The sequence below is a fragment of the Cellulomonas sp. HD19AZ1 genome (assembly GCF_004535805.1).
Taxonomy (GTDB): domain Bacteria; phylum Actinomycetota; class Actinomycetes; order Actinomycetales; family Cellulomonadaceae; genus Cellulomonas; species Cellulomonas iranensis.
In genome coordinates, this window is the sequence record NZ_SPHX01000006.1 from 245892 (window position 1) to 269086 (window position 23195).

Below are 23195 nucleotides of genomic sequence, written 5' to 3' on the forward strand. Positions count from 1 at the left end.
AGGTTGGTGCCATGGCTCGCACCGAGGACCCGCGCACCGCCCCGTCGATCCGTTGGGGCATCATCGGTGCCGGTGGCATCGCCAGCCAGTTCGCCCACTCCGTGCGGGAGTTCACGCGCGCGCAGCTCGTGGCGGTCGGCTCGCGGAACAAGGACCGCGCCGAGCGGTTCGCCACCGCGCACGGCATCCCCACGACCCACGTCGGCTACCGCGACCTCGTCGAGGACAAGCAGGTCGACGCGGTGTACGTCGCGACGCCGCACTCCGAGCACCGCGAGCACGCGCTGCTCGCGATCCGCGCGGGCAAGCACGTGCTCGTCGAGAAGTCGTTCACGCGCAACGCCGCCGAGGCGCGCGAGGTCTTCGACGCGGCGCGCGAGGCCGGCGTGTTCGTCATGGAGGCGATGTGGACGCGGTTCCTGCCGCACGTCGCCGCGCTGCACCAGGTGATCGACTCGGGCGAGATCGGCGACATCGTCAACATCCGCGCCGACCACGGCCAGTTCTTCGCGTTCGACCCCGCGAGCCGCCTGTACGACCCCGCGCTCGCGGGCGGTGCGCTGCTCGACCTGGGCGTGTACCCGGTCGCGTGGGCGCACGACTTCCTGGGCGTGCCGTCGCAGGTGCACGCGTTCGGGCAGCTCACGAGCACGGGCGTCGACGGGCAGGTCTCGATGGTGCTCGAGTACGGCGAGGGCACGCAGGCCACGCTCAGCACGACGCTGTGGTCGAAGACGCCGACGACGTCGTCGATCTCGGGCACCGAGGGGTACATCCGTGTCGCCGGGCCGTTCTACGCGCCCACGTCGTTCCGACTCGCGCGCCGCGACGGCCGCGAGTGGACGTTCGACCAGCCCGCGCAGCGCGGTCTGCAGTACGAGGCCGCCGAGGTCGCGCGCCGCATCGCCGACGGCGACACCGAGAGCCCGCGCATGTCGTGGCAGGGCACGCTCGACGTCATGACGACGATGGACGAGATCCGCCGCCAGGTCGGCGTCGCGTACCCGGGCGAGCCGACGGCCTGACGGGTCGGCAGCGGGTCGGGCCGGTGCCGGTGGTGTCGGCGCAGGCGGCTAGCCTGACGCCGTGACCCCTGACCCTGGTGCCGTGCCCGCCGACGTCCCGCGCGCGCAGGGTGGTGGGCCCACCGGGCTGTTCGTGTCCTTCGAGGGCGGCGACGGCGTCGGGAAGTCGACGCAGGTCGCCCTGCTGGGGCACCACCTGGCCGCGCGCGGGCGCGAGGTCGTCGTCACGCGCGAACCGGGTGGCACACCGCTCGGGCTGGAGCTGCGGCAGGCGATCCTGCACGGCGAGGACCTCGACCCGCGCACCGAGGCGCTGCTGTACGCGGCGGACCGTGCGCACCACGTCGCGTCGCTCGTGCGCCCCGCGCTCGAGCGCGGGGCGGTCGTGCTGACCGACCGCTACCTCGACTCGTCGGTCGCCTACCAGGGCACCGGTCGCGGGCTCGGTGCGGACGAGGTCGAGCGGCTGTCGCTGTGGGCCGCGCGCGGGCTGCTGCCGCACGTCACGGTGCTGCTCGACCTCGACCCGGCGGTCGGGCTCGCGCGCCTCACCGGGGACCCGGACCGGCTGGAGTCCGCGGGCGCCGACTTCCACCGCCGGACGCGCGACGCGTTCCTCGCGCGCGCCGCGCAGGACCCGGACCGGTGGCTCGTGCTGGACGCGTCCCAGCCGGCCGAGGACCTCGCGGCGCAGGTCCGTGCGCGGCTGGCACCGCTGCTGGGGGGCGACGCGTGAGCGTCTGGGACGACCTGGTCGGGCAGGAGCCCGCGGTCGCGGTGCTGCGCCGCGCGGTCGAGGACCCGGCGGCCATGACGCACGCGTGGCTGCTCACGGGCCCCCCGGGGTCGGGGCGGTCCAACGCGGCGCGCGCGTTCGCCGCGGCCCTGCAGTGCGAGCGGGGCGGCTGCGGCACGTGCCACGCGTGCACCACGACCCTCGCGGGCGCGCACCCCGACGTCACGTTCGTCGCGACCGAGGGCGTCTTCATCCGGGTCGACGCGACGCGTCCGCTCGTCGAGCTCGCGCAGCGCTCGCCGTCGCAGGGTCGCTGGCGCGTGATCGTCGTCGAGGACGCCGACCGCTTCAACGACCAGAGCGCGAACGTGCTGCTCAAGGCCGTCGAGGAGCCGCCCGAGCGCACGGTGTGGCTGCTGTGCGCGCCGAGCCCCGAGGACGTGCTCGTCACGATCCGCTCGCGCAGCCGGTCGGTGGGCCTGCGGGTGCCGCCCGTCGACGCGGTCGCCGACCTCCTCGTGCGGCGCGACGGGGCCGACCCCAGGACCGCGCACGTCGCGGCCCGCGCCGCGCAGAGCCACATCGGCATCGCCCGGCGGCTCGCGCGCGACCCGCAGGCGCGCGAGCGGCGCGCCGCCGTGCTGTCGCTCGCGTCCCGCGTGCGCGGCGTCGGCGACGCGGTGCTCGCCGCCGGTGAGCTCGTCGAGACCGCGCAGGCCGACGCGAAGGCCGCCACCGAGGAGCGCGACGCGGCCGAGCGCGCCGAGCTGCTGCGCGGCCTGGGGGCGCAGGGAGCGCAGACGCTGCCGCCGGCGCTGCGGGCCCAGGTGCGGCAGCTCGAGGAGGAGCAGAAGCGTCGCGCCACGCGCGCGCAGCGAGACGTGCTGGACCGCGCGATGGTGGACCTGCTGTCGCTGTACCGCGACGTGCTCGTGGTGCAGCTCGGTGCCGACGTCGAGCTCGTCAACGTCGAGCAGGAGGACGCGGTGCGCGCCCTCGCGGCCGGCTCGACGCCCGAGCAGACCTTGCGCCGCATGGACGCGGTCGGCGTCGCCCGCACGCGCCTCGCGGGGAACGTCGCGCCGCTGCTCGCGGTCGAGGCGATGGCCATCGCGCTGCGACCCCAGGGGTGACGTGCGCGGCACCGCACCACGGTCCGGCGCGCAGGCGGGCGCACTACCGTAGGGGCATGCCGACGCGTCCTGCCCTGCGCCGGTGCGCGCTCCTGGTCCTGGCGGTCCTCACGCTCACGGGGTGCCTCGCGCCCCGTCACCAGGCGACGGCACCCACGTCCGCCGCGTCGTCCGGCACGACGGACCCCGCGCTCGCGCGGTTCTACGACCAGGTCCTGGAGTGGACGACGTGCGGCGAGGAGCAGTGCGCCGACGCGACCGTGCCGCTCGACTGGTCGGACCCCGAGGGCGACACGATCGAGATCGCGTTGCGGCGGGTCCCCGCGAGCGGCGGCTCGCCCGTGGGCTCCCTGCTGGTCAACCCCGGCGGCCCGGGGCGGTCGGCCATCGACTCCATGAGCTTCTTCCGGCAGGTCGTGTCGCGTGACGTGCTCGCGGCCTACGACCTCGTCGCGTTCGACCCGCGGGGCGTGCAGCACTCGGCGCCCGTGACGTGCGTCGACCCGGCGCAGCTCGACGCGCTCACCGCGTGGGTCCCGGACTTCTCGACCGACGCGGGGATCGCGGAGGCCGCCGCGCGCAACGGCGAGCTCGGCCGCGCGTGCCTCGAGCGCACCGGCGACCTGCTGGGGCACGTCGACACGCAGAGCGCCGCCCGCGACATGGACGTGCTGCGCGCGGCGCTCGGCGACGAGGCGCTGACCTACCTGGGGTTCTCGTACGGCACCGAGCTGGGTGCGACGTACGCCGCGCTGTTTCCCGAGCGGGCGGGACGGCTCGTGCTCGACGGCGCGCTCGACCCGACGCTCGACTCCGGCCAGGTGGCCGCGGGCCAGGCGGCGGGGTTCGAGAACGCGCTGCGCGCGTACGTCGCCGACTGCCAGACCGGTGCGCAGTGCCCGCTCGACGGTGACGTCGACGCGGGGCTCGCGGCGGTGTCGACGCTGTTCGACCGGGTGCGGGCCAACCCGCTGCCGACGACGAGCGGTCGCGAGCTCACGGTCTCGCTGGCGTTCAGCGGCGTCGCCGCGGCGCTCTACTCGCAGGCCAGCTGGCCGGTGCTCACGCAGGCGATCGGCGCGGCCGTCGACCGCGGGGACGGCACGGCGCTGCTGCAGCTCGCCGACAGCTACTACGGGCGCAACCCCGACGGCACGTACTCGTCGAACCAGAACGAGGCGTTCTCGGCGATCACGTGCCTCGACGACCGCCCGTCGGCCGACCCCGCGCAGATGCGCGCCGACGCCGAGGCGATCGCCCAGGTCGCACCCACGGTGGGGGAGTTCTTCTCCTACGGGGGTGCGTCGTGCGCGCAGTGGCCCGTGCCGGCCGTGCCGGCGCTCGAGTCGTACGCGGCGCCGGGAGCCGCCCCGATCGTCGTCGTCGGCACGACCAACGACCCGGCGACGCCGTACGCGTGGGCCGAGCAGCTCGCGGGGCAGCTGTCGTCGGGCGTGCTGCTCACCTACGAGGGCGAGGGCCACACCGCGTACGGCCGTTCGAACCGCTGCGTGAAGGACGCGGTCGACACGTTCCTGCTCACCGGCGAGGCGCCCGCCGACGGCACCCGCTGCTGACTTTGGAGGTCGGCCGCCGGGCAGGTACAGTGGGCGCGCTCGCCGATCGACCACGGTCACGCCGTGGTGGACGACGACGCCGCCTTAGCTCAGTCGGCAGAGCGTCTCACTCGTAATGAGAAGGTCAAGGGTTCGATTCCCTTAGGCGGCTCGCACCGAAGGCCCCGCACCTGCGTCACGCAGCTGCGGGGCCTTCGTCGTGCGAGAGGGCTCTCGCGGGGGGCCGGGCGTCGTCGGCGAGCTGTTGCTACAGCTCGCGGCCGAGCACCTCGACGAGCCGGGAGATCCGGTCCTCGTCGCGGCGGTAGTGCGTCCACTTGCCGACGCGCGTCGAGATCACGAGGCCCGCGTGCTCGAGCGTGCTCATGTAGGCCGACACGGTGGACTGCGCGAGGCCGGCCTTCTCGGTGATGTGGCTCACGCACACGCCGACCTCGTCGGGGTCGGCGATGGCGCGCTCCTGCGGGAAGTGCGCGCGCGGGTCGCGCAGCCAGTGGAGGATGCGCAGCCGGACGGGGTTGCTCAGCGCCTTGAACGCCTCGAGCACCTGGGTGTCGACGGCCTCGTCGTCGTTGACGTGCACCGGCATGGAGCAGTCGCCCTCCTCATCGCGATGGTTCGGGATATCTCGATCTTCACGTCGAACCTAGCACCGGCTCGCCGTGCACGCCCACGAGGCGGTGCCGCCCGATCCGGCCGGGCACCGGGGACCCGGGCGGTCGCTGGCGCAGCGCCCACGAGACCAGCGCGTGGTCCAGCATGTACAGCCGCGCGGCCTCGGCCCGGCCCCCGGGGGACAGGTGGTCCACCACGTGCTCGAACGCCGAGGCGCCCCCGTAGGCCGGCCGCGGCTCGTACAGCCGCTCCGCGAGTCCCAGCTCGCCCAGCACGTTGAGCACGTAGGCGAACGGGTACGGCCGGTTCGCCCGGCCCGCGGGCGTCGCCCCCAGCCGTGCGAACGGCGTCACCATGCGCTCGACCATCGTGTCCGTCACGAGGTCGGAACGGCCCGTGACGTAGGCGAGCTGCACGAGGTACGCGTACGAGATGCCGTACAGGAAGTAGTCGCGACCCGGGTCGATCGACCGCCACCGCCCCACGACGTCCTCGACGAAGGCGTCGAGGTCGGGGAGCTGGTCGTCGAGCCGCCCCAGGTTGTCGAGCGCGACGACGTGGTACAGCGCCATGTGGGTCCGCTCGACCGGTGCCATGGCCGCGATGAGGTCGGTCGCCTGCGCGAGCCGGTCACGGCCCGCGTCGAGCAGCTCGAGGTGGCCCGACACCGCGATCGCGTTGAGCATCGTCAGCAACGGGTAGGCCGCGACGAACGCGGGCGACATCGTGCTGGGGAACGCGGGCTGCAGCGCCGCCGGGTGCGGTCGGTCCAGCCACGCGAGCGTCGAGCGCGCGTGCTCCTCGACGGTGGCCGACCCGCCCAGCACCGCCACCGCCGACAGCAGCGTCGAGCCGCCGCGTCCGCGGAAGAACGGTGACGGCACGCGGTCGATCGACGCGAGCGCCGCAGCGACCTGCGCGTCGTCGGGCACCACCGGCAGCTCGTGCGGCTCGAAGTGGGCCAGCGCGAGCAGGAGCGCCGTCCACGCGGCGACGCGCTCGTAGTCGCCGTGCCGGCCCTGGTTCTCGTCGGCGATCTGGTCCGGCCGGATCTCGTCGACCGCCGCGAGCGTCTCCCGCACCAGCGGGCCCACGCGCGCGGCGACGTGCGGGTCGGCGGTCAGGCCCAGCGTGGACACGGTCGTCAGCAGGATCGACGCCGCCGTGACCCGCTCGTAGGGGGTGGTCAGACCGCGGACCGTCGCGGCGACCGCGTCGACCCGCCCCGCGACGTACCCCGCGGGCAGCGGCTCGCCCTGCGTGACCTCGAGGGCCGTGCCGGCGAGCTCCGCCGCGAAGCGCGTGTACGCGTGCGCGTCGTCCACGCGCTCGCGCAGCCGCGCGAACGACCACCGTTCGCCCGGGTGAGCGCGAGGCCGTCGGGGCCGCCGGCGACCTGGAGCGCGTCCGCGGCTTCCTGGTAGACCTCCCGGACGACCGGCAGGTCGGACCCGATGGTCCCGGCGCCCACCTCGCGGTAGGCGTCGCGGCTGCCGAGGCCCGGGAAGAACGCCACCGCCGCGAAGCCGTCCCCGGTGGGGGACGTGCTCCGCGGCGGTGCGGCCTGCTGCTGGACGGCTGGACCCGGCGGCTGCTGGTCCACGGCGTCGTCGGTCGCTACGTCTGTCGTCACGTCGGTTCCCCCCCTGAGATGTGCCGGACGGTGCTGCGGTCCCGCGGTGCGTGCGGGCGCGACCGCGCGCGGCGGGTCGCCCCGCCGCGCGGGAGGTGTGTGGTCGTGCGCGAGGTGGTGCGCGCTCGGGGTGTCGACGCTCAGGTGGTGGGCTGGGCGACGGTCGCGGCGTCGTGAGCGACCGGGGCGTGCCCGGTCCGCGGCGCCGACTCGCGCCGGGCGGCGCGCGAGGTCGGCACGAGCACGGCGAGCGCGGCCAGTGCGAGCGCCGCGCCGACCCACAGCGGCGACACGAAGCCGAGGCCTGCGGCGATCGCGACGCCGCCGAGCCACGCCCCGGCGGCGTTGCCGACGTTGAGCGCCGCGATGTTGGTGCCGGACGCGACGGTGGGCGCGTCACCCGCGAACTGCATGATGCGCAGCTGGAGCCCGGGTGCGGTGGCGAAGCCGACGGCGCCGAGCAGGAACATCGCGACGACGGTGAGCCAGGTGATCGACGCGACGGCCGCGAACCCGACGAGGACGAGCGCGAGACCCCCGATGGTCGCGACGAGCGAGCCGTCGAGGTCGTGGTCGGCCCAGCGCCCGCCGGCGAGGTTGCCGAGGAACGTGCCGACGCCGAAGAGAAGCAGGAGCCACGGGACGGCGCCGGTCGCGACGCCGCTGACCTCGGTGAGCGTGAAGGCGATGTAGGTGTAGGCGCCGACGAGCCCGCCGAAGGTGAGGACGCTGACGAGGGCCGAGAGCAGCACCTGGGGTCGTCGCAGCACGCCGAGCTCGGAGCGCAGCCCGGCGGACGGCGCGGCGGGGGTGTGGCGCACGAGCAGCTGGATGCCGGCGAGCGTCACGACCCCGATGCCGGTGATCGCCCAGAAGGTGGCGCGCCAGCCGAGCTGCTGGCCCACGAAGGTGCCGAACGGCACGCCGACGACGTTGGCGACGGTCAGGCCCGCGAACATCAGCGAGATGGCGGCCGCCTTGCGGTTCTCGGCCACCATGTCGGAGGCGACGACGGCTCCGACGCCGAAGAACGCGCCGTGGCAGAGCGCGGCGACCACGCGTCCGGTGAGCATGACGCCGTACGTCGGTGCGAGCGCCGAGATGAGGTTGCCGGCGATGAACAGCACGACGAGCCCGAGCAGGACGCGCTTGCGCTCGACGCGGGCGAGTGCCGCGGTGAGGGCGATCGCCCCGACGGCGACGCTGAGGGCGTACCCCGAGACGAGGTAGCCCGCGACGCTCTCCGTGACGGCGAAGTCGGCGGCGATCTCGGGCAGCAGCCCGACGATGCCGAACTCGGTGAGGCCGATGCCGAAGCCTCCGAGGGTCAGGGCGACGAGCCCCGGGGGGAGTGCGGCGTTCTTGGCGTCCTGCCCCTGTGCGGCCATGGTGACGTCCTCTCCCGAGTGATATCGATGATTCGGAGATTATCGATGAGAGAGTCGGTGGTCAATGGTCTCCGTGAAGCGTGACCTCCTGCTGTGACGCGCGGTTCGCCCTCGCGTCGCGCAGCACGACGGCCGCGCGCGGGTCTCTCCGCTGCGCCGCGCGCCGCGCACCCGCGTCCGCAGTCATATCGCCAGTGTGCGATTCATCGATGCGTTCGTCCAGGAGGAGGAGCGTCTCGTCGGCGCCCGTCACCCCGCCCCGGACCGAGGTCCCTGGTGCGGGGCGGGACCGGGCTCCTACCTTGCGAGGACAGCCCTGCGTCGTCGGGGCAGGGCGTCATCGGCGAGGAGGCCGACATGCGTGTCCGTCCGTACCACTCCGCCCGCAGCACCGCCGCGCACCTCTACCACGAGGACGACGAGTGCCCGGCCGGCCGGCAGCTCGCCTGGTTCGACAAGGTCGACGGCACCGAGGGCTGCGAGCCGTGCCCCGTGTGCGCGTCCGCCGCGACACCGTGCCCCGAGCACGCCGCCGCGGCCGCGCCTGCCCGCTGACCGGCTGGACGTCCCGGCCGCGACGGCCCGACGATCGGTAGGTTGACCTGCATGGACGGTCGTCGCTCGCTCGGTCAGGTGCTCGTCGGTGTGCTCGTCGTGCTCGCCGGGGTCGTGCTGCTGCTGGAGCGCACCGGTGTCCTCGACATCGACCTCGCCACCGTCGCGAGCACGCTGTGGCCGCTGCTCGTCGTGCTCGTCGGGGTGACGTCGCTCCTGCTCGTGCCTCGCGCGTGGTTCGGACCCGTGGTCGTCACCGCCGCGGGCGTCGTCCTGCTGCTGGACCGGCTGCGCGTGCTCGACGTGAGCCTGTGGGAGTACCTGTGGCCCGTCGCCGTGATCCTCATCGGCCTGGGCATCGTGCTGGGCGCCGCGGCGCGCACCGAGCAGGAGGGGCGTCTGACCGCCATCGCCTTCTGGTGGGGCGCCGAGCGACGTACCCGCACGCAGCGGTTCCGGTGGGCGAGCCTCACGGCGATCATGGGCGGCGTCGAGCTCGACCTGCGCGAGGCCGACATCGAGGGTGCCGCGCGCATCGACGTGTTCACGTTCTGGGGCGGCGTCGACATCAAGGTCCCCCGCACGTGGGAGGTCCGCACGTCGGGCCTGCCGCTGCTCGGCGGCTGGGAGGACAAGACCGAGCCGCCGCTGGGTGGCGGCCCCGTGCTCGACGTGCGGCTCGTGACCATCATGGGCGGCGCCGAGATCCGGCACGGCAAGAGGTCCGCACGCCCCGACGTCCAGGACGCACCCCTCGCCTGAGCCGTCGCGGGACGGCGCGAGGGTCAGCCGCCGACGTGCGTGAGCGCCTCCGCGATCCGGTCGCGCCACACGCCCGGGTCGTCGGACGTGATCGCGACCCACGCGCGCATGGGCGGCCGCCCCTCGGGGAACGGGGCGCCCTCGCCCGCGGCGACGAGCGCCGCGACCCGCGCGGCCGGCAACGTGACCACGAGGTGCTCGCCCGGCGTCATCGCGACGATCGTGCGGCCCAGCCGCAGCGTCGCGGTGCCGAAGTGCCGGGGGCCGTCCGCGGGCAGCACCACGCCGGGCCGCCCGGCGAACGCGGCGGCCACCGCGTGCAGGCGCGACTCCGCGGCCTCGTGGGGTGTGGCGGCGGTCACACCGCGAGCGTAGTGGCGCCCCCGGGCGGCTCCTAGAGGACGGGGGCGGCCTGGCCGACGACCTCGGGCCCGCCGACCTCGCGGGCGCCCAGCTCGTCCTGCGCGAACGCGTGCGCGACCCGGATGCCCGGGCGTCCCGCCGCCGACGCGTCGACCACGACCCGCGGGAACGGGCGCGTGTCGTCCGCCGGGGTGGTCCACGCGATCGCCGCCGCGGACCAGCCGCCGCGCCGCGCGGCCTCGCGGGCCTGCGCGACGCCTGCGTCGGACGCCTCGAACTCGACGACCTCGACCTCGTGCGCCTCGCGGGTCAGCACGAACGGTGCGCAGTCGCCGCGCACGGCGCGCTCCAGCGCGAGCTCGAGGGCGCGCAGCGCGAGGTCCTGCACGCGCTCCGACGGCCGGTACGGCAGGTCGTCGGGCGTCAGCGGACGGTCGCCCGCGCGCACCCCGCGGCCCGGCGTCGCGGGAGCGGCCGCGCGCGGGGCGGCCGGCGCGACCGCGGGCGTCGGGTTCGTGTCGGCGTCGAGGTCGTCCGGGGTGGTGGCCGCGTGGTCGGCGACCGCGGGCGGGACCTCCGTGGCCGGGGGGCCGGCCCACGCGGGGGTCGGTCCGGCGGCTCCGTCGGCGGCGGCGTGCCCGGCTGCCGCCACGGGCACGAGCGGGTCGGTGACGTCCGCGACGCTGACGGGCGCGTCCGTCACCGGGTCGACGACGGCCTCGACCGGGGTCGCGACCGTGTCGGCCGACGTCGGGCGGCGCGCCACGAAGAAGGCGGAGGGGTCGGTGTCGGGCTCCCGGCCGTGGCGCCCCGCGACGGGCGCGGGCTCGGAGGGCCATGTGCCCTCGTCGAGCGGCGCGTCCGGCAGCGCGTGCGCACCGTGCCGCGGGGGCGTGGGTGACGCCTCGGGCGACGGGTGCGGGCTCGGCACGCCCGGCGTCGCGACGTGCAGGTGCGCGCTCGCGCGCGCGACGTAGTCCACCGTCCAGGCCGGCACGCGCGTGCGGCGGCGCGCCTGCGCGTCGAGCACGGGCAGTACCGGCATGTGCGGACGTCGCTCGTGCAGCACGCCCGGCGTCGCGCCCTCGGGTCCCGGGCACATCATCCAGACGACCCCCGGCACCGCGGCGACCAGCAGGTCTCCCACGGCGATCCCGATCGCGGCGGCCACGCCCTCGGCCGCCGGGGCGTCGCCGGAGGTGTCCGCGAGCAGGCGCCCCCAGCGCGCGTCGAGCGCCGCCGCGTCGTGCGGGTCGGTGCCGTCGTTGCGCAGCCACGCGCGCAGCCGCTCGAGGTGCGACCACTCACCGGGCGTCAGGGGGCGCGCGAGCACGGGGCCGTCCGGCGCCACGGACCTCGTCGCGAGCACGGGCGAGACGGTGTCCATGCGGTGGCATCGGCGCTCCGCGGCGCCCTCTTGAGTCCCCGGAACGTGTGATCCCACCCGATGATCCTGCCTCACGGCGATGCGCGGCCCGGGGTCGTCGGGCTCTGCACGACGCTCCCGGGCCGGCGCGCCGCCGCCGGGCTGCGGAGCGCCGCGGCGGCTCCCGGTGGCGCGGCGCGGGGACCCGGTGAGCGTGGTCGGGTCCCCGGGGAGGTGGCATGCGTCGATCCGCCGTCGTGGCCGTGGTGACGGCGTCCCTCGCGCTGGGCGGCGGGGCCGGCGCCGCGGCGTGGGGGACGCAGCAGCGGCAGGCCGCCGACGGTCGCCACGACGCGGCGGTCGCCCGCGTCGACGCCGCGCGGGGCGCCGCCCGGGACGACCACGAGGCGCGCACCGCGCTCGTGGCGACCGCCGACGTGGCACGCGCCACCGACCTGCTCGACGACGCCCGCGGGGCGCTCGACGCGGCGGTCGCGCAGGCGCGGCAGACCCTCGACGACTCGGCCGGTCAGGTCGGCGACGACGACGCGCCGCGCGGCGCCCTGGCGGCGCAGCTCGAGGCCGCCGAGCAGGTCGCGTCGTCGGCGTCGCCCGCCCGGGCGCGCGCGCTGACCGCGGACGTCGCGGGCGCCGAGCAGGCGGTGCGCGACGCGGTCGCGGCGGAGCAGGCGCGCGTGGCCGCCGCGCAGGCCGCGGCACGCGCCGCGCGGGGGCGGGCGGCGCCGTCCGCCGCGCCGGATCCCGGACGGGGCGCGACGAGCGCCCGGTGCACGACCACGTACTCCGGGCCGTCGTTCTACACGTCCGTCCCCACCGAGGGGGGCGACGGGTCCAACGGCCGCCTGCCGGCGTCCGCGCTGACGGCGGTCTCGTGGACCGCGGACTCCCGCGGCACGCCGTTCTACCTGCGGTCCGACGCCGCCGCCGCGCTCGAGCGGCTCAACGCCGCGTTCCGCGCGGCCCTCGGCCACGACCTCGCGCTCGACCTCACCTACCGCGACCTCGACACGCAGGTCGCGATGCGCGCCGCGCTGGGCTCGGTGGCGGCCGTGCCCGGGACGTCGTCGCACGGCACGGGGCTGGCGATCGACGTCCCCGAGCTGCCGTGCGACTACGGCTGGGACTCGGCCGCGCGGGCGTGGCTCGTCGCGCACGGCCCGGCGTACGGCTGGGTGTCGCCGGCGTGGGCGCGCCAGGCCGGGTCGAACCCCGAGTACTGGCACTACGAGTACCGCGGCTGACGCGGGCCGCGGTCAGCGGTCGGTCGCGGGGCCGTCCGCCGCCGGGTCCGGGCGGCCGCCCGCCGCGCCGTCGTCGGCCGGCCGGACCGCGGCGCTGCCGGACGGCACGGTCACCCACGCGACCACGGCGCCGGCGACCAGGAGCCCGGCGCACACGAGCATCGCCGTGCGGTGGGCCGGTGCGAGGCGCGCCGCGTCGGTGAGGGACGCGCCGACGCCCGCGACGAGCGGGAGCACGGCGACCGCGAGCAGGCTCGCGACCCGCGCGACCGCGTTGTTGACGCCGCTCGCGACGCCGGCCAGGTGGTCGGGGGCCGCGGCCAGCGCGGTCGTCGTCAGCGGTGCGACCGTCATCACGAGTCCCACGCCCTGCAGCAGCACGCCCGGCAGCACGTGCGTGACGTACGGAGCCGAGGGGCCGATGCCGGCGAGGAGCGCCGTGCCCGCGCCGGCGACGAGCGGGCCGACGGTCATCGGGACGCGGGGGCCGACCCGCACCCCCCACGCGCCCGCGCGGGGGGAGAACGCCAGCAGCAGCAGCGTCACCGGCAGCTGCGCGACCCCGGCGGCGAGCGGCGGGTACCCCGCCACGACCTGCAGCGTCACGACGAGGAAGAACCCGACGCCGCTGAGCGCGGCGTACACGAGGAACGTCGCGGCGTTGACGCCGGCGAACGGGCGCCACCGGAACAGGCGCGGCGGGACCAGCGGCGCGCGCGTGCGCGACTCGACCCGCAGGAACGCCGTCAGCGCGACGACGCCGACCGCGAGCGCCGCGACCACGACGGCGCGCGACGCGCCCGGCTCGGACCACACCGTGAACCCGTAGGTGAGCCCCGCGAGCCCGAGGGCCCCGAGCGCGGTCCCGGCGACGTCGACGCGCGCCTGCGCGCCCGGGTCGGCGGACTCGGGCACGTGCCGCAGCGCGACCGCGACGACGAGCGCGGCGAGCGGCACGTTGATGCCGAACACCCAGCGCCAGTCCGCGACCTGCACGACCCACCCGCCGAGGAACGGCGCCGCGGCGCCCGCGAGCCCGCCGAGCCCCGACCACGCGCCGATCGCGCGGCCGCGGTCGTCGCCCGCGAACGTCGACTGCAGGATCGCGAGCGAGCCGGGCGTCAGGAGCGCACCGCCGACGCCCTGCAGCACGCGTGCCGCGACCAGCACCCCGACCGTGGGGGCGAGCGCGCACGCGACGGACGCGACCGCGAACCACACGACCCCCACCAGGAACACGCGCCGCCGCCCCAGCCGGTCGCCGAGCGCGCCGCCGAGCAGCAGGAACGCCGCGAGCGTCAGCGCGTACCCGTTGACGGTCCACTGCAGGTCAGCCGTCGTCGCGTCGAGGTCCTCGGCGATGCGCGGCAGCGCGATCGTGACGACGGTCGCGTCGATGAACGCGAGGGCCGACCCGAGCACGGTGGCGAGCAGCACCCACCGGCCCGCGGCGGAGCGGTACGCGACGGTCCCGGTCACGGCCGGGGCGCCCGGGGCGCGGTCATCGCGGCCGGTCGCGGTCCTTGCTCGGCTGCACGCGCTTGGGCTCGCCGGGCATCTTGGGGTACTCGGGCGGGTAGGGCAGGTCGCCGTGGCCGTCGTCGCGCTCCTGGCGGTCGGCGAGCTCGAGCAGCGAGTCGATCCGGTACCGCGGCGCCGCGTGCGCGACGAGCGGCGCGAACAGGTCGCCGACGTCGGCGAACCGCGCGGGCATCGTGGTGACGTCGAAGTCGTCGGGGTGCGCGTCGGCGACCTCGTCCCACGTGAGGGGCGCCGAGACGGTCGCGCGGGGGTTGGAGCGGATCGAGTACGCCGACGCGATCGTGCGGTCGCGCGCCATCTGGTTGTAGTCGACGAAGATCTTGCGGCCCCGCTCCTCCTTCCACCACCTCATGGTCACCTGCTCGGGCAGCCGGCGTTCGAGCTCGCGGCCGAACGCGATCGTGGCGCGGCGCGCCTCGACGAACGTCCACGCGGGCTCGATCGGCACGAACACGTGGAGCCCGCGACCCCCCGACGTCTTGGGCGTGCCCTCGAGTCCGTGCTCGGCGAGCAGCTCGCGCACGTGCGGCGCGACCCGGGCGGCGTCGGCGAAGTCGGTGCCGGGCTGCGGGTCGAGGTCGATGCGCACCTGGTCGGGCCGGTCGACGTCGTCCCGCACGACCGGCCACGGGTGGAACGTCAGCGTGCCGAGGTTCGCGGCCCACGCGACGACCGCGAGCTCGGTCGGGGCGACCTCGTCGGCGGTGCGACCCGACGGGAACGCGATGCGTGACGTCTCGACGTAGCCGGGCGCGCCCTGCGGCACGCGCTTCTGGTAGAACGCGTCGCCCGACGAGTCCTGCCGGGTCGCCATCCGGGCGCCCTCGAACACGCCCTTGGGCCACCGCTCGAGCGTCGTCGGGCGGTCCAGCAGCGCGCCGAGGACGCCGTCGCCCACGGCGAGGAAGTACTCGACGACGTCGAGCTTGGTGATCCCGCGGTCGGGGAACACGACGCGGTCGGGGCTGCTGACGCGCACGGTGCGGCCGCGCACCTCGAGCTCCACCGCCGGGGACTGTGCCATGGCTCACACGGTAGGGCCGGTCGCCGACACCCGCCCCTCGCGCGCGGCAGCCGTGCCGAGCAGGCCGCGGCGGTGCGCGATCGCGACGGCCTCGGTGCGCCCCGACGCCCCGAGCTTCGCGAGCACGTTCGACACGTGCACCGACACGGTCTTGCCGGAGATGAACAGCCGCTCGCCGACCTGCCGGTTCGACAGGCCCTGCGCGACCAGCGTCAGCACCTCGGACTCCCGGGCGGTGAGCACGTCGCCGCCCGGCGCGGCCGGCGCCCCGCCGAGCCGGGCGCGTCGCACCAGGTCGGCGACGGCCTCCGCCAGCGGTGCGGCCCCCATGGCGTGCGCCTCGGCGAGCGCGGCCTGCGCCTCGGTGGCCGCCGCGCCGCGGTCGCCGCGCGCCACGAGGGCCTCCGCGAGGCGCCACCGGACGCGCGCCGTCTCGTACCGGTGCCCGTACGCCAGCTCCGCGAGCGCCGCGCGCCACGCCTCGACGTCGGCCCGGCCCGCGGCGCGCGCGTGCTCGGCGTGCGCGCGTGCCAGCCACGCCCGCCCCTCGGGCCCGAGCGTGCCCCCGCGCGGACGCCCCTCGTCGGCGGTGCGCACGACGCGCGCGAGCCGCGCGTCCGCGTCGGCGACGAGGTCTGCGTCGTCCTGCCCCGCGGCACGGCGTGCGTCCGCGAGGTCCGCGACGGCCGCGAGCGCGAGCGCACCCAGCCAGATGCCGCCCAGGTACTCGGGCGACCACACCGACCGTACGTGCGTGTCGACGCGGTCCGCGTACGCGACGGCCCGGGCGGGCTCGCCGCGCCACGTCAGCGCGTCGACGGCGTTGCCGCCCGCGAGCTGCGTGAGGAGCGGGTCGCGCGGCCACCACGGCTCGAGGGCCAGCGCGCGCTCGACCGCGTCGCCGTCGCCGCGCGCGACCGCCGCGTAGAGCTCGACCGACGTGAGGAACGCCCGCACCTCGCCGCGCCCGCCCGCGACGTCGTCGGGTGCGGGGGGTGCGAGATCGCCCCCCACGTACCGCACGAGCAGGCGGAACATCTGCAGGTCGACGCCGTGGGGTGCCCACGCCATGCCGAGCTCGACCGCGCGGCGGTGGCCCACGTCGGCCTTGTGGGCGGCCCGCACCAGGTCGCCCGCGTAGTACGCGGTCGCCGTGAGGTTGTAGCGCGTGCGCAGCTCGGTCGTGTGGTCGCCCGACGCGACGGCGCGCGCGAGGGCCTCGGTGAGCAGCTGCGCGGACCGTTCGTGGTCGATCTGCTCGCCGACGGCAGCCGTCGTGAGGGCGTCGGACTCCGCGGCGACGTCGCCGACCTCGCGCGCGACCTGCGCCGCGCGCGCCGCGGTCTCGGTCGCCTCGTCCTCGCGCCCGGCGTTGAGCGCGGCGCGCGCGAACGTCGCGAGGGCCCACGCGCGTTCGCGCGACGGTGCGTCGGGCAGCTCGCCGAGGGCCGCCGTCGCCTCCGCGAGCGCCGCGTCGATGCTCTCGGTGCCGAGCAGGTGCCGTGCCAGGTCGGTGCGTGCGCCGCCGCGCGTGAGCGGGTCGTCGCCGGCCTCCGCGACCGCAGCGCGCGCGAGCTGCACGGCACGCTCGGACTCGCCCGCGCGGCTCGCGGCGCTCGCCGCGGTCCGCAGCGCCGTGGCGCGCGACGCCGGCAGGCCCGCGGCGACCTCGGGCACGGCGTCCCACAGCCGCAGCACCACCTCGAGGTGCCGCAGCTCCTCGGCGGGTGCGAGCACGCGTGCGGCCTGCACCGCGGCCTCCCACGACGCGCCCAGCGCGACCGGCAGGTCGGGCACGCGCAGCGCGTGCGCGGCGCGCTGCGCGGCGGCACCCCGTGCGGTCGCGTCGAGCGCGGCGAGGAACGCGCGGTGCGCCGCCGCGGCCTCGCCGGGCAGCAGGTCCGCGTAGACGGCCTCGGCGAGCAGCGCGTGCCGGAACGCGATCCGCCCGTCCTCGACCACGAGCACGTGCTGCGTCACGGCCTCGCGCAGGGCGGCGTCGACGGCTCCCGCGGCGGGCGCCGCCCCGGGGTCCGCCTGCGCCGCGGCGCGCAGCAGGGGCTCGTCGACGCGGCGGCCCGCGGCGGACGCGAGCTGCACGAGGCGCACGGTCGCCGCGTCGAGACGCTCGACCCGCGTGCGCAGCACGTCGGCCAGGGACCACGGCAGCGCGTCGGCGTCCGCGCCCGCCTCGATGAGCTCCTCGGTGAAGTACGCGTTGCCCTCGGCGCGCTCGCGCAGCCGGTGCAGCTGGTCCTCGGGCAGCGCGCGGCCCGCGACGGCGGCCGCGAACTCGCGCAGCTCGTCGTCCGTGAACGGGGCGAGCGCGAGGTGGCTGCTGCGGGGGTGCCGCGCGAGCTCGGCGGCGACGGGTCGCCACGGGTGCCGGCGGTGCAGGTCGTCGGTGCGGTACGTCGCGACGACCAGCAGCGGCTGGTCGGACAGCCGCGACACGACGAACCGCAGCAGGTCGCGGCTCGACGCGTCGGCCCAGTGCAGGTCCTCGAGCACGAGCAGCAGCGGGTGCTGGGGCGACGCGCACGCCGCGAGCACCTCGAGCACGCCCTCGAACAGCTCGCGCCGCTCGTCGGCCGCGTCGGCGGGGCCCGTGTCGTCGACCGCGCGGCCGCCCGTGCCCCCGAGCAGGCGACCCAGCGCGGGGCGGGCCTCCACCACGCGCGCGACCGCGGTCGGGTCGGTGCCGCGCAGGACGCCGAGGGCCTCGGCGAACGGCAGGTAGGGCAGCCCGATCTCGCCGAGGTCGACGCAGTGGCCCGTGACGACGCGCGCCCCGCCGGCCGCGACCACGTCGCCGACGTGCCGCAGCAGGCGGGTCTTGCCCACGCCCGCGTCGGCGCCGAGCAGCACGAGCGTGGGCGCGCCGGTGCGCGCACGGTCCAGCGCCTGGGCGAGCCGGGCGACCTGCTCCGTGCGCGCGACGAAGGGGGTGCTCATCGGGCCGCGTACCACGCACCCGATCCTCGCAGCGACCACCGACGTCCGGGCGGCCGTCCGCCGACCCGGCGCGCCGCGGGCGCGTCGGCCGCCCCCTGGCCGGCCTGCGCGCGGCGTGCGTCGGCCGTGCGTCGTGCGTCCGCCACCAGCCGCTCCCGGCGGTAGGCGACCTCGGCGTCCAGCGCCGGTCCCCAGAGCTCGATGCCCATGGCGTCTCCCGTCCCCGTGGCCCGCTTCGTCGTCGTGCCGGTCGCGGGCCCTCGCCCGGCACACGACCACGCTCGTCCTGAGGCCCCGCCCGGCGCATCGGGCGGCCGCCCACACCCGCGGCGCCCGGAGCGTCTGAGGTACCTCAGACCCTCGGGGCCCGGGGTGGCTCTCGGGGTGCGGACCAGGGGCGCGTGGGGGACGGGCCCGGAGGTGCCGCGGCGGCGGGGCCCGCATGCTGGTGGTCACGACGACGGAGGAGGACGCATGGACGGGGTACGCGCGGCGTTCGCACGGGCCGGGCTGGTGCGCACGTACGAGGGGCGGTGGCTCGCGGGCGTGTGCTCGGGCGTCGCGGCCCGGCTGGGGATCGAGGCGTGGGTCGTGCGGCTCGTGCTGCTGCTCCTGCTGGTGCTGCCGGGCAGCCCGTTCCTGGTCTACGCGGTGCTGTGGTTCTGCATGCCGCCGCAGGGCTGGGTCGCGCCGGTGCGCGACGCGTGACGCGCGCCCGGACGTCGGTGCAGGTCAGGCGTCCGGGTGCCGGTCCGAGCGGCGGGGACGGCCGCGGTCGGGCACCCTGGTGCCCGTGGGTGACGTCCGAGACCTCCGTAGCCGGCGTGGCGCGCCGCCTCCGCTGCTCGACGACGAGCTCGTGGTCGCGGCGGAGCGCAGCGCGCCCCGCGCGGCACGCCACTGGGTGATGCGCTCGGTCGCCGGAGCCGGCGTCGGGGGCGCGTGCAACCAGGTGATCGAGCTGCTCGCGGGCGAGCTCGTGTCGAACGCGGTCGTGCACGGCCCCGCCGGCGAGCCGGTGCGCGTCGCGGTGCGCGTCGACGGCCCGCGGGTGCGCGTCGCGGTGTCCGACCGGGGCGGCGGCGTGCCGCAGGTCCGGCACGCCGAGCCCACCGAGCCCAGCGGACGCGGCATGGCGCTCGTGGAGGCGCTGTCGACCACGTGGGGGACCGCGCGGCTCCCCGACGGCGGCACCACCGTCTGGTTCGAGCTCGACACCGACGAGTGACGCCCTCGCCCGCGACGTCACACGGTCGGCGGTCGCGCGGCGCCCTGCGTCCCCGCTGTGCGTTCGCGACCCGCTGACGATACGTTCGTCCAGGATGTGGCGTGCTCGCGCCTGCGGCGTGACCGGTCACCGGGTGCCGCGGTCGAGCCGCCGTCGAGCAGGACGAAGGAGCGGACCATGACGGACAGCGGCGGCACGGTGGCGGCGGAGCCGGTCACGACGACGGGAACGGTCCCCGCCGTGGACGGCACGGACGCCGCGGGGCGCCTGCCGCAGATCCGGGCGGAGGTCCGGGAGGACGGCACCGGCGAGATATCGGTGGACGGCGTGCGCGAGCAGGTCGCGACGGCCGACCTGGCCGAGGCCGGGGCGGCCATCACGGCGCGCATCGCCGCGCTCGCGGCCGACGCGGGGCGTGCGCTGCCCGTGGAGGTGCGGGACCCGGACGGGCTGTGGGCGCTGCTGATCCACCCCGACGGCCGGGTCGACGAGGCGAACGACGCCGACGTCGCGCCCCTGAGCACGCCCGTGCCCGTGGTCGACCCGGCGTGGTCGGTCGCACCGCCGTCGTCGCCGACGCCCGCGGTGGCGCCCCCCTCGGGCGCCGTGCCCGTCGCCCCCGGCGTCCCGGAGCCCGCCCCGTCCACGGGCGCCGTGCCCGCGGCCTCGCGCGCCGCGACGCGCACCGAGGCCCGCGCGGAGCGCGCACCGTCCGACGGGTCGTCGCTGCCGACGCTCGACGACCTGCTGGCCGCGCGTCACCCCGCGCACGAGGGCCCGGCCGAGCTCGGCTGGCAGCGGGCCGTGCGACGCCTGACGTTCGGTGCCGTCGCACCGCGACCCGGTGCCGCCGAGCGTCGCCGCCGCTCGCAGGTCGACGCCGTGCGACGCACGTTCGACGGCCCCCGCACGGTCGTCGTCGTGAACCCCAAGGGCGGCGCCCACAAGACCACCGCGACGATGCTCCTGGCCTCGACGTTCGGGCTGTCGCGGGGCGGGTACACGCTCGCGTGGGACAACAACGAGACGCGCGGGACGCTCGGCTGGCGCTCGCAGCACGGCGACCACCAGCGCACCGCCGTCGACCTGCTGCGCGCGCTGCCCGAGCTGACGTCGCGCGGCACGATCCGCATCGGCGACCTCGACACGTTCGTCCGGACCCAGCAGGACGAGCAGTTCGACGTGCTCGCGTCCGACGAGAACGCGGCGTCGGTGTCGAGCGTCGACGCGGCGTCGTACCACGCGCTGCACGACGTGCTGTCGCAGTTCTACCGGGTGCTCGTGGTGGACACGGGCAACAACATGCGCGCCTCGAACTGGCAGGCGGCCGTGCAGTCCGCCGACCAGCTCGTGGTCGTCTCGACGCTGCGCGAGGACACCGCGCAGTCGGCGGCGTGGGCGCTCGACGCGCTGCGCGCCACGGGCCAGGAGGAGCTCGTGCGGCAGGCCGTGACGATCCTGTCGTTCCCGGAGCCGAAGGTCGACAAGGACCTGCGTCAGCGGCTGCGCTCGCACTTCGGCGCGCTCACGCGGGGCGTCGTCGAGGTGCCGCACGACAAGGCGCTCGTCGCGGGCGGGCCCATCGACCACGCGGCCCTCAAGCCGTCGACGCGTGACGCGTGGCTGCGGGCGACCGCCGTGGTGGCCGACGGCCTCTGACGCGCGGCGGCGGTCCCCGGCGGGGCGCTCGGCGCGGCGTGCCGGAACTCGTGCGGCTCGGCGTGCAAGATCCCGGCAGGTCACGACACCGGGAGGGTGAGGGCGGTGGCAGCAGCACGCCGCCGCCCGGTCCGCCCGTCCGCCCGCCCCGGGAGCCGCAGTGCCCGCGCACCCTCAGCACGAGCCCACCGCCCGCCCCGCCCTGCGTGCCGTCGTCACGCCCGCGGACGACCTCGACCCCGCCGCCGACGTGACGCGTGACGGGGCGGCGTCGCCGGCCGGGCCCGCGACGCCGCGCGACGCGCCCTGGTTCGAGGCGCTGGTGCGCGACCACGCGACGGCCGTGCACCGGTACCTCGTGCGCCGCGTGCCCGCGTCCGACGTCGAGGACCTCGCCGCCGACGTGCTGACGGTCGCGTGGCGCCGCCGCGACGACGTGCCGGAGGGCGCCGAGCTGCCGTGGCTGTACCGCACGGCGGGCTTCGTGGTGTCGAACCACCGCCGCAAGGGACGCCCGGTGCCGGTCGCGGACGTGCCGGAGGGGGTCGACGCCGACGACCCCGCGCTGCGGGCCGTGCGGGACGAGACCGTGCGGACCGTGCTCGCGGGGCTGTCCGCGCGGGACCGCGAGGTGATCCTCCTGCACGCGTGGGAGGGGCTCACGGGGGACGCCCTGGCCGAGGTGCTGGGCATCGGCCGCGGCGGCGCCGACGCCGCGCTGTCGCGGGCGCGGTCGCGGCTGCGCGCCGCGCTCGACGACGCCGGCGTCGCCTGAGCGCACGGTCGGGCGGCGCGTCCCCGCGCCGCTCCGCGGACCCGTGCAAGACCCGCGCCCCCGGCCACACAGACGGGGTGGAGGGCGGTCACGCCCGGCGACACGCTCGGAGGGACACCATGGACGACACGCGCGAACCCCGCGACACACCCCGTGACGAGGGCACGACGGCCGCCGCCGACGACGCCGCGGTCGCCCGGGTGCGCGCGGCCGACCCGGCCGCGGGCACGACGCCGGACCTGCCGCGCCTGCACGCGCGGCTCGCCGAGACGACGGGCGTGACCTTCACGGCCGCCGCACCCGCCGACGAGCTCGCCGCCGCGCGGCGGCGCCGGTCCGGCCCGGCGCGCTGGGCGCAGGTCGCCGCGGCCGTCGTCGCCGTCGGCCTGGTCGGTGGCGGCGGCTACGCGGTCGGCGCCGCGGGCGGCGGTCCCGCCCCGGCCGCACCGCCGATCGCGCTGCAGGGCGCGTCGTCCGCGTCGGGCGGGGCGCTCGAGGCGGCCGGCGCGAGCGCGTTCGCGGACAGCGCCCGCATCGCGCCGGGCTGGTTCGGGGGGCGCACGGTCTTCACCGCCGACGGCGTGACGGGCGACGCAGGCACCGGCCGCGCGTGGGCGTTCGACGCGACGGGCGCCGCGACGCGTGCGACCGCGGCGCGCGTCGCCGAGGTGCTCGGCGTGACCGGTGAGCCCCGGCAGGAGTGGGGTCAGTGGGTCGTCGGGCCGAACGACGGCTCGGGACCGACCGTGTCGCTCGGCGTCGACGGGCAGGCCGGCATGTGGTTCTACGACCGCGCGTGGGACCCGTCGGTGTGCACGGCCGGAGACCCCGGTGACGCGCCGTCGATCGAGCCGGCGCCGGTGCCCGACGGTGCCGACGACGGGGCGACGATCGAGCCCGGGGTCGGGATCGCACCGGTGCAGCCCGACGAGGTCGCGCCCGCCGACCCGAGCGTGTGCGACCCGACGACGACGCCGCGCGGCGCCGCCGCCGAGTCGGCCGCGCGCGACCTGCTGACGCGTCTGGGCGTCGACCTCGGCGACGCCGAGGTCACGGTCACCGACGACACGGGCGTGGCCGGGCTGGTGGCGGTCACGGCCGCGCAGGTCGTCGACGGCACGCAGACCGGGGTCGTGTGGTCGGTGCAGCTCGCGGGGAAGGGCGTGCAGGCCGTCTCGGGTCCGCTCGCGCCGCTCGTCGAGCTCGGGACGTACGACGTCATCAGCGCCGCCGCGGCGGTCGAGCGGCTCAACGACCCGCGCTTCGGTGCGTCGTACGGCGGGGTCGTGCCGCTCGCGGCGCGCATGACCGACGACACCGCCGAGCCGGCGGTGCCGCAGGTCGCGCCCGAGCCCGACGAGCCGACCGTGCCGCCCGTCCCGGCCGCCGGGGCCGCGGTCCCGTGGCCCGTGCAGCACGTGACCCTCACCGCCGCGCGCCTCGGCGTCACGCTGCTCACCACGCCCGACGGCGCGAGCCTGCTCGTCCCGGCCTGGGAGCTGAGCGACGCCGACGGCGGCACGTGGAGCGTCGTCGCGGTCGCGGAGGACCAGCTCGACCTGAGCGCGGGCTGACGGACGTCCCGGGCCGCGGCCCG

21 protein-coding genes and 1 tRNA gene are annotated in these 23195 nt (G+C 77.0%); 13 read left to right on the forward strand and 9 right to left on the reverse strand.

The genetic code is table 11. The annotated features are described in order from the left end of the window. The first annotated feature begins 11 nt into the window (after positions 1–11). The 5 genes from E4A51_RS14350 to E4A51_RS14370 all read left to right on the forward strand — a co-directional run bounded on the left by E4A51_RS14350 (position 12) and on the right by E4A51_RS14370 (position 4622). Positions 12–1025 carry a Gfo/Idh/MocA family protein gene (locus E4A51_RS14350; protein WP_070319763.1) on the forward strand — a complete coding sequence of 338 codons (1014 nt, stop codon included), beginning with the start codon at positions 12–14 and terminating at the stop codon, positions 1023–1025. Positions 1026–1086: 61 nt separating this feature from the next. Then, positions 1087–1761, forward strand: coding sequence for a dTMP kinase (gene tmk / locus E4A51_RS14355; RefSeq protein ID WP_370297507.1), 675 nt, complete (start codon positions 1087–1089; stop codon positions 1759–1761). Beyond that, positions 1758–2894, forward strand: coding sequence for a DNA polymerase III subunit delta' (locus E4A51_RS14360; protein ID WP_070319761.1), 1137 nt, complete (start codon positions 1758–1760; stop codon positions 2892–2894). The genes tmk and E4A51_RS14360 overlap by 4 nt, the downstream gene beginning before the upstream one ends. A 56-nt stretch (positions 2895–2950) precedes the next feature. Next, on the forward strand, positions 2951–4471 hold the full coding sequence (locus E4A51_RS14365) for an alpha/beta hydrolase (RefSeq protein ID WP_134852179.1): 1521 nt from the start codon (positions 2951–2953) through the stop codon (positions 4469–4471). A 78-nt stretch (positions 4472–4549) separates the two neighbouring features. Next, a tRNA-Thr gene (locus tag E4A51_RS14370) sits at positions 4550–4622 on the forward strand. Positions 4623–4718: 96 nt separating this feature from the next. Here E4A51_RS14370 and E4A51_RS14375 read toward each other — a convergent pair. The 3 genes from E4A51_RS14375 to E4A51_RS14385 all read right to left on the reverse strand — a co-directional run bounded on the left by E4A51_RS14375 (position 4719) and on the right by E4A51_RS14385 (position 8107). Next, entirely contained in the window at positions 4719–5060 is a 342-nt protein-coding gene (locus E4A51_RS14375) for a helix-turn-helix transcriptional regulator (protein ID WP_046530018.1), read from the reverse strand. A 46-nt stretch (positions 5061–5106) separates the two neighbouring features. Beyond that, positions 5107–6411, reverse strand: a complete 1305-nt coding sequence (locus tag E4A51_RS14380) for a hypothetical protein (RefSeq protein WP_134852180.1) — start codon at positions 6409–6411, stop codon at positions 5107–5109. A 448-nt stretch (positions 6412–6859) separates the two neighbouring features. After that, complete coding sequence (locus tag E4A51_RS14385; RefSeq protein WP_134852181.1) at positions 6860–8107, reverse strand: MFS transporter; 1248 nt, start codon at positions 8105–8107, stop codon at positions 6860–6862. A 357-nt stretch (positions 8108–8464) separates the two neighbouring features. On the opposite strand from E4A51_RS14385, the gene E4A51_RS14390 reads away from it, so the two are divergent. Both E4A51_RS14390 and E4A51_RS14395 read left to right on the forward strand, forming a co-directional pair. Next, positions 8465–8662 (forward strand): hypothetical protein, encoded by a 198-nt coding sequence (locus tag E4A51_RS14390; RefSeq protein ID WP_134852182.1) that lies wholly within the window; start codon positions 8465–8467, stop codon positions 8660–8662. 51 nt (positions 8663–8713) lie between these two features. Continuing rightward, on the forward strand, positions 8714–9424 hold the full coding sequence (locus E4A51_RS14395) for a LiaI-LiaF-like domain-containing protein (protein ID WP_046530023.1): 711 nt from the start codon (positions 8714–8716) through the stop codon (positions 9422–9424). Positions 9425–9447: 23 nt separating this feature from the next. On the opposite strand, the gene E4A51_RS14400 is transcribed toward E4A51_RS14395, so the two are convergent. Both E4A51_RS14400 and E4A51_RS14405 read right to left on the reverse strand, forming a co-directional pair. Next, positions 9448–9786: a hypothetical protein gene (locus E4A51_RS14400; protein WP_070319756.1), complete on the reverse strand. Its 339-nt coding sequence runs from the start codon at positions 9784–9786 to the stop codon at positions 9448–9450. Positions 9787–9818: 32 nt separating this feature from the next. Beyond that, positions 9819–11174: a hypothetical protein gene (locus tag E4A51_RS14405; protein ID WP_134852183.1), complete on the reverse strand. Its 1356-nt coding sequence runs from the start codon at positions 11172–11174 to the stop codon at positions 9819–9821. A 218-nt stretch (positions 11175–11392) separates the two neighbouring features. On the opposite strand from E4A51_RS14405, the gene E4A51_RS14410 reads away from it, so the two are divergent. Next, on the forward strand, positions 11393–12415 hold the full coding sequence (locus E4A51_RS14410) for a D-alanyl-D-alanine carboxypeptidase family protein (protein ID WP_134852184.1): 1023 nt from the start codon (positions 11393–11395) through the stop codon (positions 12413–12415). A gap of 12 nt (positions 12416–12427) precedes the next feature. Here the strand turns inward: E4A51_RS14410 and E4A51_RS14415 are convergent, their stop codons facing one another. The 4 genes from E4A51_RS14415 to E4A51_RS14430 are packed head-to-tail and all read right to left on the reverse strand — an operon-like array spanning position 12428 to position 18145. Then, a complete protein-coding gene (locus tag E4A51_RS14415; RefSeq protein WP_134852185.1) occupies positions 12428–13894 on the reverse strand; it encodes an MFS transporter in 1467 nt (488 codons plus the stop codon). Between the two features lie 22 nt (positions 13895–13916). Beyond that, positions 13917–14981: a non-homologous end-joining DNA ligase gene (gene ligD, locus E4A51_RS14420; RefSeq protein ID WP_134852186.1), complete on the reverse strand. Its 1065-nt coding sequence runs from the start codon at positions 14979–14981 to the stop codon at positions 13917–13919. A 3-nt stretch (positions 14982–14984) separates the two neighbouring features. Beyond that, positions 14985–17936 (reverse strand): helix-turn-helix transcriptional regulator, encoded by a 2952-nt coding sequence (locus E4A51_RS14425; RefSeq protein ID WP_134852187.1) that lies wholly within the window; start codon positions 17934–17936, stop codon positions 14985–14987. Further along, complete coding sequence (locus E4A51_RS14430) at positions 17933–18145, reverse strand: hypothetical protein (RefSeq protein ID WP_134852188.1); 213 nt, start codon at positions 18143–18145, stop codon at positions 17933–17935. The genes E4A51_RS14425 and E4A51_RS14430 overlap by 4 nt, the downstream gene beginning before the upstream one ends. Before the next feature lie 265 nt (positions 18146–18410). Here E4A51_RS14430 and E4A51_RS14435 point away from each other — a divergent pair, with 265 nt between their 5' ends. The 5 genes from E4A51_RS14435 (at position 18411) to E4A51_RS14455 (ending at position 23172) form a co-directional block, all read left to right on the forward strand. After that, on the forward strand, positions 18411–18644 hold the full coding sequence (locus E4A51_RS14435; protein ID WP_046530029.1) for a PspC domain-containing protein: 234 nt from the start codon (positions 18411–18413) through the stop codon (positions 18642–18644). A gap of 85 nt (positions 18645–18729) precedes the next feature. Further along, entirely contained in the window at positions 18730–19164 is a 435-nt protein-coding gene (locus E4A51_RS14440) for an ATP-binding protein (RefSeq protein WP_046531105.1), read from the forward strand. A 177-nt stretch (positions 19165–19341) separates the two neighbouring features. Beyond that, positions 19342–20823, forward strand: coding sequence for a chromosome partitioning protein (locus tag E4A51_RS14445; RefSeq protein WP_134852189.1), 1482 nt, complete (start codon positions 19342–19344; stop codon positions 20821–20823). Between the two features lie 160 nt (positions 20824–20983). Beyond that, positions 20984–21598 carry an RNA polymerase sigma factor gene (locus tag E4A51_RS14450; protein WP_370297508.1) on the forward strand — a complete coding sequence of 205 codons (615 nt, stop codon included), beginning with the start codon at positions 20984–20986 and terminating at the stop codon, positions 21596–21598. A 119-nt stretch (positions 21599–21717) separates the two neighbouring features. Beyond that, a complete protein-coding gene (locus E4A51_RS14455) occupies positions 21718–23172 on the forward strand; it encodes a hypothetical protein (protein ID WP_134852190.1) in 1455 nt (484 codons plus the stop codon). Positions 23173–23195: the final 23 nt, after the last annotated feature.